Source organism: Janthinobacterium goodfellowi, from assembly GCF_051380695.1.
In the GTDB taxonomy this organism is placed as follows: domain Bacteria; phylum Pseudomonadota; class Gammaproteobacteria; order Burkholderiales; family Burkholderiaceae_D; genus Janthinobacterium.
On the sequence record NZ_JBNYXN010000001.1, the window covers coordinates 1610573 to 1622686 of the forward strand.

Consider the following 12114-nt stretch of genomic DNA (forward strand, 5'->3'; position numbering starts at 1 on the left):
TATCGTATCAGCGATATTCGGGCTGTCTTACCTGTGCGCGTGCGCCGCGCCGCAGGAAAACAGTTGCAAGCGAACGAAATCCTGGGCTTCAGGCGCACTCTCATGCATGTCCACCAAGAAAGATTTTATGCCCGTAACATCGTTCGACGGCTCCCTTGCCGTTCCCGGACCCTCTATCGTCGACGGCCTGTGCCAGGCAGGCTGGCTCATGCAAGAGCAATTCATCTCGCCTGAACTGAGCCGCCAGCTGGCCGCCGAATGCGTGCAATCCATGCTCAGCGGCAAGATGAAGGGCGCCGGCGTGGGCAGCGGCCATGCGCCGCTGCTGCAGCCGGACATCCGCGGCGACCATATCGAATGGCTGGAAACGGGCCGTTCAGAAGCGTGCGACCGCTACCTGGCACACATGGAAGCGCTGCGCCTCGTGCTCAACCGCGAGCTGTTCCTGGGGCTGGAAGAGTACGAAAGCCATTTCGCCCTGTATGCGCCGGGCGCCTTTTACCGGGCCCATCTGGACCGTTTCCGCGACGACGACAAGCGCACCGTGTCCGTTGTGCTGTACCTGAACGACGACTGGCTGCCCGGGCACGGCGGCGCGCTGCGTCTGCATCCGCAGGACGGCGGTCCGGTGGATATCTTGCCGCAGGCGGGCCGCATGGCCATGTTTTTGTCGGGCGAGATGCTGCACGAAGTGCTGCCGACGGCGCGCGAGCGCCTGTCCATCGCCGGCTGGTTCCGCCGCCGGGCATGAGAAAAGCTCACGGTACTCGCGTACCGCTGCGCTTCTCGGCCGCGCCGCGCATCCGCTCGCTACGTTTTTCCTGCCTGACAATCCCCCTCGATTTGATTGCGCGCAAGGCTGGATTTTTCCGCAGGCATAGGCTACAGTCGCAGTAAGGGCTTAGAATAACTAAAATACCAATCACGCGGACAGGACGGCCAATATGAAAGTATCTGAAATTCTCCAAGTCAAGGGCAATATCCTCTACACGGTCACGCCTGACCAGCCCCTGCTTGACGCGGCCAATACCATGGCTGAAAAAGACATCGGTTCGCTGGTGGTCATGGAATTTGGCGACCTGGTCGGCATGCTGACCTTCCGCGAAGTGCTGAACGCCTTGCATGAAAACGCGGGACAGATCGGCGGCGGCACCGTGCGCAAGCACATGGATGACCACCCGATCACCGTGACCCCGGATACGGAAGTCAATGAAGTGCGCCGCATCATGCTGGAAAAGCACGCGCGCTACCTGCCCGTCATGAACGCCAAGACCCTGCTGGGCGTCATTTCCTTCTACGACGTGGCACGCGCCGTGCTCGAAGCGCAAAGCTTTGAAAACCAGATGCTCAAGGCGTACATCCGCGACTGGCCGGCCGAAACGGCGGACTAAGCGTCGCTCATGCAGTAAAAACAACGCCGGCACCGCCGGCGTTTTGCATTTGTGAATTCAGGCTGACGCCTACGCCGCCCCCTGCAGCGCCTCGTTGTTCAGCCAGGTGCCCAGCGCCGTGGCCGTCATGGGGCGGGCGAACAGGAAGCCTTGCGCCATCGGGCAGCCCAGCGCCTGCAAGATCTGTGCTTGCCGCTCGTCTTCCACGCCTTCGGCGATCACGGCCAGGCCCAGGTTGCGGCCCAGCTGGATGACCATTTCCGCGATGCTGCTGCCGCGCGCCGATCCCGTGATCTCGGTGACGAAGGCGCGGTCGATCTTCAGGCGGTCGACCTGCAGGCGCTGCAGGTAGGACAGCGACGAGAAGCCCGTGCCGAAGTCGTCGATGGCGATGCTCACGCCCGTCTGCTTGATCTGCCACAGCATCTTGATCAGCATGTCCGGCTCTTCCATGGCCATCGATTCCGTGATTTCCAGTTCGATGAACTCGGGCGGCGCCTGCGTCTCTTCCAGCGCCGCGCGCAGCATTTCCAAAAACAGGGGGTGGCGGAACTGCACCTGCGACACGTTGACGGACATGACGAAGTTGCGGTGGCCCTGCTCGCGCAGCAGCACCAGTTCGCGGCATGCCGTGCGCAGCACCCATTCGCCCAGGTCGATGATGATGCCCGAATATTCGGCGATCGGGATGAAGCGGTCGGGCGAGATAAACTTGCCGTCCGGCGTCTGCCAGCGCAGCAGCGCTTCCGCGCCCACGGGGCGGCGCGTGGTCAGGTCGATCTGCGGCTGGTACACGACAAACAGCTGGTCCTGGCTGAAGGCCGTGCGCAGCGCGTGCATCATGCGGACCCGTTCACGGATTTCGATGCCCATGCTGCGCGAAAAATAGAAGTGCCCGGCGCGCTGCTGGCTTTTTGCCCGTTTCAGGGCGATGTCGGCATCCTTCAGCGCATCGGCGCCCGTGCCCGCATGCTCGCCCAGGCGCACCAGGCCCAGGGTGGCGGACAGCTGCACGTCCTGGCCATCGATGCAGAACGGCGGCTGGAACAGGGCCAGGATCTTGCTTGGGTTGACTTGCGACGAGTCGCCCAGCACGCAAAAGATGTCGCCGCCCAGGCGCGCCACCGTCAGCTGCGGTCCCAGCTGGGTTTGCAATCGGCCCGCCACGGCGATCAGCAGGGTGTCGCCGAACTGGTGCCCCAGCGCGTCGTTGGTTTCGGCAAAGTGGTCGAGGTCGACCAGGGACAGGGTGGCGTCGTCGCGCGCGGGGCCGGCCAGGGTGGCGTCGAGGATTTCCACCAGGCGCGTGCGGTTCGGCAGCTTCGACAACTGGTCGTAGAAGGCGGCGTTGTGCAGGTGCGATACCAGCTCGACATTGTCCAGGCCCACGGCCACGTTGCTGCAGAATACTTCCAGCAGGCTTTCATCGATGGCGGACAGGGGGCGCGGCAGGATCAGGTAGGCGGCCGCATCGCGGCCGGCCTTGCCCGCGAAGTACAGCGTGGCGTAGTCGTGCGCGTAGACATTGCGCCGCTGCGCCAGCGTATGCTCGATGGCGGCCATCACGCGCGGGTTTTGCAGGCCGCACAGGGCGCTGTGCGGCAAGCCGGAAAAGCTGCCCGTGCAGGCCGCGACGAGCAGCTCCTTGCTGCCATTGTCCTGCAAATCCTGCACGCACAGCACGCCGTCGGCGCGGATGCCCAGCAGGTCGGCGATCTGCGCCAGCACGCCGGCCGAGAAGTTCTGCACGCCGTGCAGCGCCATCAGCTGTGTGCTGGCGTGGACGATCTGGTCCAGGCCGCGCCGGCTGTTGCTGATCGAACGGATCTGCTCGTACGAGCGGATGGCGGCCGTCACCGTGGTAAACAGCTTGATGCGCGTCAGTTCGGATTTGGTCTTGTAGTCGTTGATGTCGAAATCGCGGATGGCGTCGATTTCCGGCGCATAGCCGGGCTGGCCCGTGCGCAGGATGATGCGCACATCCGTCATTTTCAGGGTTTCGCGGATGTAGCGCACCAGGTGCAGGCCCGCGTCATCCTGTTCCATCACCACGTCGAGCAGGATGACGGCGATGTCGTCTTCATGCTTGAGCAGTTCGCGCGCCTGGCCGGCCGAATACGCATGCACGAATTCCAGCGGACGGTGCTGCATTTCCAGGTTGCCCAGGGCGAAAGTGGTGGTGGAGTGGACGTCTTCATCGTCGTCGATGATCATCACCCGCCAGACGCTGCGCGGCGCGACGGCCAGCGGCGCCGCTGGTTGCTCATCGAGGAATACCAGGTCGTCGTGATCGTCCTTGTTGGCGTCAAGGGGGATGATCGGTGCGGGCATGTATAGCTTCTCCAGGATGACTCGACATTTTTTACGAGCGCGTCAAAAAAGCCCATGGCGTTGTTGCGTTGCCTCGCCGTACTTGCGTACTGTCTTCGGCAACGACGCCTAGCCCTGGGCATTTGTGACGTGCTCTTGGCGCAGCCTTGAACCTGCATTGTGTGGCGCGCTTTGATCCAAGTATATAGCTATTTAATAAGGAAAATGTTTTTTTAAGTCTATTCTGTAGAGCAATATTTCTTGTATTGCATGATTGCGACTCTTATTTGGTATTTTTTATATGAAAAAATACGCGGGATTTTAAAATGGCGAGATGAGTGGGGCGATATCGGGCCTGGCCGCGGCATTAGCGGCATGGCATGCCCCGCAGGCTGGTAGAATTGAGTTTTCCAGTCCTCACACTTCCTACTATGTCCGGTAATTCTTTTGGCAAGCTGTTTACTGTTACCACTTTCGGCGAATCGCACGGTCCGGCCATCGGCTGCGTGATCGATGGCTGCCCGCCGGGCCTGATCCTGTCGGAAGCCGATATCCAGCCCGAGCTGGACCGCCGCAAGCCGGGCACCTCGCGCCACGTGACGCAGCGCCAGGAATCCGATACGGTCGAGATTCTTTCGGGCGTGTACCAGGGCGTGACGACGGGTACGCCTATCGCGCTGCTGATCCGCAATGAAGACCAGCGCAGCAAGGATTACGGCAACATCGCGGAAAGCTTCCGCCCCGGCCATGCCGACTATACCTACTGGCATAAATACGGCGTGCGCGATCCGCGCGGCGGCGGGCGTTCCTCGGCGCGCCTGACGGCGCCCGTCGTGGGCGCGGCGGCGATCGCCAAGAAATGGCTGCTGCAGCAGTACGGCACCACGTTCAAGGGTTGCATGAGCCAGCTGGGCGACATTCCCGTGCCGTTCCAGTCGTGGGAGCACGTGCATGCGAACCCGTTCTTTGCCGCCAGCGCAGACGCGGACCTGATCGCGCGCATGGAAGCGGCCATGGACCAGTTGCGCCGCGACGGCGATTCCATCGGCGCGCGCATCGACGTGATCGCGCAAAACGTGCCCGTCGGCCTGGGCCAGCCCATCTACGACAAGCTCGACGCCGACATCGCCTACGCCATGATGGGCGTCAATGCCGTCAAGGGCGTGGAAATCGGCGCCGGCTTCGATTCGGTGGCGCAAAAAGGTTCCGAGCACGGCGACGAACTGACGCCGGAAGGCTTTATCGGCAATAACGCCGGTGGCGTACTGGGCGGCATTTCGACGGGGCAGGATATCAGCGTGTCGATCGCCATCAAACCGACCTCGTCGATCCGCACGCCGCGCCGTTCGATCGATAAAGAGGGCAATCCCGTGATGGTGGAAACGTTCGGCCGCCACGACCCGTGCGTGGGCATCCGCGCCACGCCGATCGCCGAAGCCATGCTGGCGCTGGTACTGATCGACCACGCCCTGATGCACCGCGCGCAGTGCGGCGATGTGTCGGTGAATACGCCGAAGCTGAAGTAAGCTGAAGTTTGTCGGATTACGGGCCTGCGGCCCTGATCCGACCTACGACCTGGATGGTCGTTTTCTCGTTTAACAACGACGCTTGCGACACCTGACAAAACCGTAGCGAGCGGAAGGGAGAGGTGGCTGAGAAGCGCAACCGTACTCTGGTACGGTGAGCATCGCAGGCCGCCTATACCGACGCGCAGTAGGTTTGGTCAGGTGTTCTCATGCTACCTTGTTCGCCACCAGCTCCAACTGGTGCCGCATCTCCACCGACTGCACCAATAACGCCCGGATATCGTTGATCAGGTTGAATTCCGTCTGATTCAATTGGATTGGCGGGAAACTGTCGTCCCAGTCGCCATACAAAAATCCCGTGGGGTGGCCGTTGGCCGACAGGGGCAGCACGACGAAGCTGCGCGCTTCCGACAGGGTCGCTTTCCACCATTGCGGCAGCTTGGCGGCGAATTTCGGGTCGCGCGCATTGTCGATGAAGATCACGCGGTCGCTGTTGAGGGCCGCGTGGAACACGTTCGGTTCATACGCGTCGCCAAACACCATCAGGTCCTGCAGGTCGGCCATGCCATCGCCCATGCAGATGCGCGCCGAATACAAATGATCCCTGTGGTTGCGCACGAACGCCACCGAGCGCGAAAAATCAAAGCCCTGGTGCAGCGTTTCGAGCGCCATCGAGACCATCTGGCCAGGGCTGGCGCTGCCGATGGCGCCGCGCAGGTCGGCCAGGCCGCTGATCAGCACGCGGTTGCCCTCGGCGCGCATGCGTGTCGAGGCCAGCTGGCGCGCGCGCCGTTCGGCCGGTTTCGACAGCGGTGCGATCGACAGGTCGGCCGCCGCCATCGCCTTGGCCTTGTCCACGGCCACCACCAGATCCGTCGCCGTGATGCCCAGGGTGCCAGCATAGTCGTCGATCAGCGCATGCACCTGCGCCGCGCCGGCCGCATCGTCATGCCACAGCGAGTCGGCGCAGCGCGCCGCCATCGTCGACAATCCCGCCATCCAGTCGGCGCCGCTGACGGGCGCGTTGTCGGGTGACGGGTCCATCGGACGCATGCCGTTGATCAGGTGCTGCGGCAAGCCCCAGTGGGCGGCCGTGGCATAGCCCACTTCCGGCAGCGACAGGCCGAGGATTTCGCGCGCGGCGGCCGCCTCGTTGCCCGGACCCGCATGCGCTTGCATGCGCGCCCAGAAGTCCGTCATGTAGAACGTCACCATCATGCGGCCCAGCGTGTGCAGCATCGAGCAGACGACGGCTTGCTCCGCCTGCAGGCTGCCGGCGCTGGTGGCCACCTGCTGCGCCACCATCCCCGCCAGCACGGCCTTTTCCATTTCCACGTGGGCGCTGACGGAATCGGGCGACGCCTGCGACAGTTCCTCGATCAGTTTCAGGCCCAGCGCCAGATGGCCGATGGCATCGATGCCCAGCACCAGCACGGCCTTCGAGACCGTGTTGACGCGCTGGCCGAAGGCCGAATACATGCCGCTGTTGGCCAGCCGCAGCACCTTGTGCGTGAGGACAGGGTCGGACAGCACCGTTTGCGTGATGTCGAATTCGTGGTCGTCCTCGCCGCGCATGGCGCCCAGGATGGCGCTGATGGCTTTCGCGAAGCCGGGCATGTCGCCTTGCTGTCGCGTGCGGGCCCACAGCAGTTCCAGAGTGTTTTTGCCGAGCTGTGTCGGCACCGTGAAATGACCTGGATTCATTGCACACCTCCGCGCAACTCATTGGCAGACGGCGTGGGCACCAGCGCCGCATAGGTTTTCTCGCTCAAAGCCGATAGCGCGGCATGGGCCGGCATCGGTTTTCCCGTCAGGTAGCCTTGCACGTACTGGCAGCCGCGCGACTCCATGAAGTGCATCTGCTCCTCGGTTTCCACGCCCTCGGCCACGACGGACAAATTCAAATGCTTGGCCAGGTCGAGAATGGTGTTGCAGATGGCCGCATCCTTGCTCGACTCGGGCAAGTCCTTGATGAAGGTGCGGTCGATCTTCAGCACGGAAATGGGGAAGCGCTTCAGATACGCGAGCGACGAGTAGCCGGTGCCGAAATCGTCGATGGCGATGCGCGCGCGGCGCTCCGTCATCTTGACGAGGATGGTTTCCGCATGCACGGGGTCGATCATCAGCGTGCCTTCCGTAATTTCCAGCACCAGGTGTTCGCCCGAGAGTCCGGAAAAGGCGATGGCGTCATCGAGCACGTCGAGGAATTTGTCGTTGCGGAACTGGCGCGGGCTGATGTTGACGGAGATGTACAGCGGCCGCCTGGCCACTTCCTGGAACTGCTTGAGCTGCACGCAGGCCGCCTTCAGCGCCCAGGCGCCGAGCAGGTTGATCAGGCCATTGGCTTCGGCGATCGGGATGAAACGCACGGGCGGCACCAGGCCCAGGGTCGGGTGCTTCCAGCGCATCAGGGTTTCGAAACCCTGGATCTGCCGCGTGTGCGCATCGACGATGGGCTGGTAAAACAGCAGGAATTCGCCTTCGCGCACGGCGTGGAACATGGCCGCTTCCAGCGAGATATCGTGTTCCGAAGGGCCGTTCAGGCGCGGGCTGTAGACCAGGCAGCGGGCCTTGCCCGTTTCCTTGGCGCGCGACATGGCCGCATCGGCCAGCGCCACCAGGCGCACTTCATCTTCCGCATGCAGCGGATAGATCGAAACGCCGACGGACGCCCCCACGTAGATCGTGTGGCCATCGACTTCGAACGGCGCCTGCAGGGTGGCCAGCAGGCGGCCCGTCACCAGCTTGATCTGCGCGTCGGTGGCGCTGCCGGGCAGCACGGCGACGAATTCATCGCCGCCCACGCGCGCCAGGGTGTCGCTGTCGCGCAGGGTCTTGCGCAGGCGCGCCGCGGCCAGGCGCAGCACGGCGTCGCCGACGGGGTGGCCCAGGCCATCGTTGACCTTTTTAAAGCCGTCGAGGCCGATGGTGGCGACCGAAAAACCCTGGCCCGAACGGGCGGCCTGGGCGATCACCATGCGGATGCGGTCCGACAGCAGCAGGCGGTTCGGCAGGCCGGTCAGCGCATCGTGCGTGGCCATGTGGCGCAGGCGTTCTTCCGTATTGTGCTGTGCCGACGTGTCGCGCCCGACCACCAGCAATTCGGCCACGCCGGCCGCGTTCATATAAGAAGACAGGCGCAGCTCGAACCAGATTTCCTGGTCCGGCGTTTGCAGGCGCACTTCCAGGCGGCCCGGTTCTTCCAGGGCGTCTTCCAGCGCCGCCTGCAGCGCCGCGCGCGACGCTTCGGCGGCCAGCGGCAGCAGCAAATGGCCGGACAGGCCCGACGGCGCGCCAAACAGCGTGGCCGCGCGCTTGCTGGCGAACAGGATCAGGCCGTCCATATCGAGCCGGAACACGACGTCGCCTGCCTCTTCCATGAGGTTGTCCAACTCGTGGCGGGCCTCGCGGTGGGCGGCGGATGGGGTACTGGAAAACATCGTGCTGGCTTTTACCTTTTTGTTATCAGTGCCGGCGCTCGCTGCAGGGCAGGGCGCCAACGGAAAGAGTGCGTCGTGCGTGACGCGCGCCATAGGGGCCGGAAGGGCGGCTATCGGAACGCGATCCACACGAAATGTATCATTGAAAAGCATTCGATTACATGAAATAGAGCAACATTGCTTCAGGTTTTGTAAATATTCCTGCCTTCCATGAAAAAAATCATGCTACGCGACACACACAGGTATTTTCATTCCACGTGGAAACATTTATCTGCACTTGCTTCCACTGGCGCGCTTGCCCCGCCATGCGCTTTACGCTAGTCTGGCTGGCAGACGGTGTTGACGGCGCGCCCGCGGCAGGCAAGGGCGCCATGATAACAAATCGCGGGAGACCCCCATGAATGCTTTTGACACGCATGAAGTTTTCAACCAGGCCACGCCGTTTGAAAACGTCAACCTGTTCGCCTGCGACCCGGCGCTGATCGAAGCGCTGCTGCGCGAGGGCGGCGGCGCGGCGCTGCAGGAGCTCGACGCGCTGGGCGAAAGACTGGGCCGGGCCGAGACGTATGCGCTGGCGCGCCTGGCCAATATCCACACGCCCGAACTGCAGCAGTTCGACCGGGCCGGCCGGCGCATCGACGAAGTGCTGTTCCATCCGGCCTGGCATGAACTGATGACCATCCTCGTGGGCGCGGGCGCGCACGCGTCGCCCTGGGCGTCGCCCGGCCCAGGTGCCCAGGTGGCGCGCGCGGCCGCTTATCTATTAGTAGGGCAGGTGGAAAACGGCACGCAGTGTCCCGTGACGATGACGTATGCCTCGGTGCCGGCCTTGCGCCAGGCCCTTGATCTGCCGCAAATCGCCGAGCGCTGGCTGCCGAAGATCCTCGCGCGCGAGTACGATCCCCGCTCCTTGCCGGTGGAACAGAAACGCGGCGCCCTGGTCGGCATGGGCATGACGGAAAAGCAGGGCGGCTCCGATGTGCGCAGCAATACCACGCGCGCGACCCCCGTGCCGCAGGATGAGGCGCGGGCTATGTTCGGCGAAGAGGCCGGCGGCGCCTGGCGCATCGTCGGCCATAAATGGTTTTTCTCGGCGCCGCAGTGCGACGCGCACCTGATCCTGGCGCAGGCGGACGAGGGCGGACTGTCGTGCTTTTTCCTGCCCCGCTACCTGCCCGACGGCAGCCGCAACGCCATCCGCGTGCAGCGACTGAAAGATAAACTGGGCAACCGCTCGAATGCCTCGTCGGAAGTGGAATTTGCCAATGCCTACGGCTGGCTCGTGGGGCAGCCGGGGCGCGGCATTCCCACCATCCTGGAAATGGCTAGCCACACGCGCCTCGATTGCGTGCTGGGCAGCGCCGGCATCATGCGCGCCGCCCTGACGCAGGCGCTGCACCATGCGCGCCAGCGGGCTGTGTTCGGCAAGCCGCTCGTCGAGCAGCCGCTGATGCAGAACGTGCTGGCCGACCTGGCGCTCGAATCCGAGGCCGCCACGGCGTTCGCCCTGCGCCTGGCCCGCTGCTTCGATGAAAAAAACGATGCGCAGCAGGCGATGCTGGCGCGCGTGCTCACGCCGGCCGGCAAGTACTGGATCTGCAAGCGGGGGCCCGGCTTCGGCTTCGAGGCGATGGAAGTGCTGGGCGGCACGGGCTACGTGGAAGAGGCGCCGCTGGCGCGCCTGTACCGCGAGTTGCCCGTCAACTCGATCTGGGAAGGCTCGGGCAACGTCATGTGCCTCGACGTCTTGCGCGCCTTCGGCAAGTCGCCGGCCGCGCGCGACGCCCTGGCGGCCGAGCTGGCGCTGGCCGGCGATGGCGATGCCATTTTTGCCGGCTACCGCGCGCGCCTGCTGGCCGACCTGGACGGGCCGCAGACAGACGAGTTTGGCGCCAGGCAATTGTCCGAACGCATCGTGCTGGCCGTGCAGGCGGCCTTGCTGCTGCGCCACGCGCCGCCGTTCGTCGCGCAAGCCTTCCTGCAGTCGCGGCTGGTACAGGCGCCGGGTGGGGCGTATGGCCGCTTGCCGGCCGGCACCGATTGTGCGGCCATCCTGGCGCGCGCGCTGCGCGAGTATTGATTTCAATAAAACCGATTATTTCGAAAATTCCGTCCACAGGCGGGCTGCGGGCTGGGATAATGCTGCAATCCATGATTTTATCGACACACAGCGCGCTTGCGGTGCATGCCTGCCGCCGCGCCAGAGAGTAGAGAAAGAAAAACAATATGAAACAAGATCCACGCTTCCCGAATTTGTTCATTACCGATCACCCGTTGATCCAGCACAAACTGAGCCACATGCGCGAGCACGACACGTCGACGCGCACCTTCCGCGAATTGCTCAAGGAAATCACTTTGCTGATGGGCTATGAAATCACGCGCGACCTGCCGCTGACGACGCGCGAAATCAGGACGCCGCTGGTGACGATTGACGCGCCAGTCATTGCTGGCAAGAAACTGGCCATCGTGCCCATCCTGCGCGCCGGCATCGGCATGAGCGATGGCTTGCTGAACCTGGTGCCATCGGCCAGGGTCGGCCACATCGGCGTGTACCGCGATCCCGCCACCCACATGCCGGTGGAATACCTGGTGCGCCTGCCCGACCTGAACGAGCGCACCTTCATCCTGTGCGATCCGATGGTAGCGACCGGCAATTCGGCCGTGTACGCCGTCGACGTGCTGAAGAAGCGGGGCGTGACGGACGAGCAGATCATCTTCCTGGCGCTGGTGGCTGCACCGGAAGGCGTGACCGTGTTCCAGAACGCGCATCCGAACGTCAAGATGTTCTGCGCCTCGCTCGATTCGCACCTGGATGACCACGCCTACATCGTGCCGGGCCTGGGCGATGCCGGCGACCGCATCTTCGGCACCAAGTAAGCCATTCAGGCGAGTATTGCGATGGCAACCTTGATCGACCCCGATTTCCGCGCGCGTTTGCGTGCCCTGAACGAAAAATATGCGGCTGGCGTGCCGGCCCTGATGCAAGCGATCGCGCAGGCAAGCGGCCGCTGCGACAGCGAAGGCCCCCGTTTGGAACCGTTGACGGAGCTGCACCGCGCGCTGCACGCGGTGGCCGGCTCGGCCGCCACCTTCGGCTTTGCCGCGCTGGGGCAGGAATGCCGGCGCATCGAACAACTGGTGCGCGCCATGCTCAATGCTCCCGCGCAAGTGGCGGCGGAATGGCCCGCGGTGCGGACGCAAGTGGAAGTGCTCTTGCATTGGGCGGCGCGCGATGCGGGCGCCACCCATTTCACCGCGTGAGCGACAGCGCTACAGAGATGTGGTTGCAATGATTCATTTGATGCAACGCAAAGCACCAGCGTCGCAGATTAGGATATAGTGTGTCCATGCCGCTGGTACAGGGCGCCGCAAGACGGGGATTTGGCTATTAAAGTAGTGTTCGTAAGTTTATTTTGCGAAAGAATGGTTTTTCTCAGTTTTGTTGGT

General features: G+C 63.4%; 9 protein-coding genes. 6 read left to right on the forward strand and 3 right to left on the reverse strand.

The genetic code is table 11. The features are described 5' to 3' along the window. Positions 1-106: 106 nt before the first annotated feature. The gene (locus tag ACQ4WQ_RS07225) at positions 107-751 is read left to right on the forward strand and encodes a 2OG-Fe(II) oxygenase (protein WP_436495718.1); all 645 of its coding nucleotides are present in this window, start codon (positions 107-109) and stop codon (positions 749-751) included. A 193-nt stretch (positions 752-944) separates the two neighbouring features. Beyond that, entirely contained in the window at positions 945-1391 is a 447-nt protein-coding gene (locus ACQ4WQ_RS07230; protein ID WP_092709205.1) for a CBS domain-containing protein, read from the forward strand. A 69-nt stretch (positions 1392-1460) separates the two neighbouring features. On the opposite strand, the gene ACQ4WQ_RS07235 is transcribed toward ACQ4WQ_RS07230, so the two are convergent. Then, positions 1461-3722, reverse strand: coding sequence for a putative bifunctional diguanylate cyclase/phosphodiesterase (locus ACQ4WQ_RS07235; RefSeq protein WP_326458534.1), 2262 nt, complete (start codon positions 3720-3722; stop codon positions 1461-1463). Positions 3723-4132: 410 nt separating this feature from the next. On the opposite strand from ACQ4WQ_RS07235, the gene aroC reads away from it, so the two are divergent. Further along, positions 4133-5227, forward strand: a complete 1095-nt coding sequence (gene aroC / locus ACQ4WQ_RS07240; RefSeq protein ID WP_436495721.1) for a chorismate synthase — start codon at positions 4133-4135, stop codon at positions 5225-5227. A gap of 207 nt (positions 5228-5434) precedes the next feature. On the opposite strand, the gene ACQ4WQ_RS07245 is transcribed toward aroC, so the two are convergent. Further along, positions 5435-6931 (reverse strand): HDOD domain-containing protein, encoded by a 1497-nt coding sequence (locus ACQ4WQ_RS07245; protein WP_326458532.1) that lies wholly within the window; start codon positions 6929-6931, stop codon positions 5435-5437. Further along, positions 6928-8667, reverse strand: coding sequence for a putative bifunctional diguanylate cyclase/phosphodiesterase (locus ACQ4WQ_RS07250; RefSeq protein WP_436495723.1), 1740 nt, complete (start codon positions 8665-8667; stop codon positions 6928-6930). The genes ACQ4WQ_RS07245 and ACQ4WQ_RS07250 overlap by 4 nt, the downstream gene beginning before the upstream one ends. A 397-nt stretch (positions 8668-9064) precedes the next feature. On the opposite strand from ACQ4WQ_RS07250, the gene ACQ4WQ_RS07255 reads away from it, so the two are divergent. The 3 genes from ACQ4WQ_RS07255 (at position 9065) to ACQ4WQ_RS07265 (ending at position 11928) form a co-directional block, all read left to right on the forward strand. Continuing rightward, on the forward strand, positions 9065-10747 hold the full coding sequence (locus ACQ4WQ_RS07255; protein WP_436495725.1) for an isovaleryl-CoA dehydrogenase: 1683 nt from the start codon (positions 9065-9067) through the stop codon (positions 10745-10747). A gap of 146 nt (positions 10748-10893) precedes the next feature. Further along, positions 10894-11544 (forward strand): uracil phosphoribosyltransferase, encoded by a 651-nt coding sequence (gene upp / locus ACQ4WQ_RS07260; RefSeq protein WP_326458529.1) that lies wholly within the window; start codon positions 10894-10896, stop codon positions 11542-11544. A gap of 21 nt (positions 11545-11565) precedes the next feature. Continuing rightward, a complete protein-coding gene (locus ACQ4WQ_RS07265) occupies positions 11566-11928 on the forward strand; it encodes an Hpt domain-containing protein (protein ID WP_326458528.1) in 363 nt (120 codons plus the stop codon). The last annotated feature ends 186 nt before the right edge of the window (positions 11929-12114 follow it).

Coding starts and splice junctions, on each gene's coding strand:
- ACQ4WQ_RS07225 (WP_436495718.1), top strand. CDS start 107: ATGTCCACCAAGAAAGATTTTATGCCCGTAACATCGTTCGACGGCTCC.
- ACQ4WQ_RS07230 (WP_092709205.1), top strand. CDS start 945: ATGAAAGTATCTGAAATTCTCCAAGTCAAGGGCAATATCCTCTACACG.
- ACQ4WQ_RS07235 (WP_326458534.1), bottom strand. CDS start 3,722: ATGCCCGCACCGATCATCCCCCTTGACGCCAACAAGGACGATCACGAC.
- aroC (WP_436495721.1), top strand. CDS start 4,133: ATGTCCGGTAATTCTTTTGGCAAGCTGTTTACTGTTACCACTTTCGGC.
- ACQ4WQ_RS07245 (WP_326458532.1), bottom strand. CDS start 6,931: ATGAATCCAGGTCATTTCACGGTGCCGACACAGCTCGGCAAAAACACT.
- ACQ4WQ_RS07250 (WP_436495723.1), bottom strand. CDS start 8,667: ATGTTTTCCAGTACCCCATCCGCCGCCCACCGCGAGGCCCGCCACGAG.
- ACQ4WQ_RS07255 (WP_436495725.1), top strand. CDS start 9,065: ATGAATGCTTTTGACACGCATGAAGTTTTCAACCAGGCCACGCCGTTT.
- upp (WP_326458529.1), top strand. CDS start 10,894: ATGAAACAAGATCCACGCTTCCCGAATTTGTTCATTACCGATCACCCG.
- ACQ4WQ_RS07265 (WP_326458528.1), top strand. CDS start 11,566: ATGGCAACCTTGATCGACCCCGATTTCCGCGCGCGTTTGCGTGCCCTG.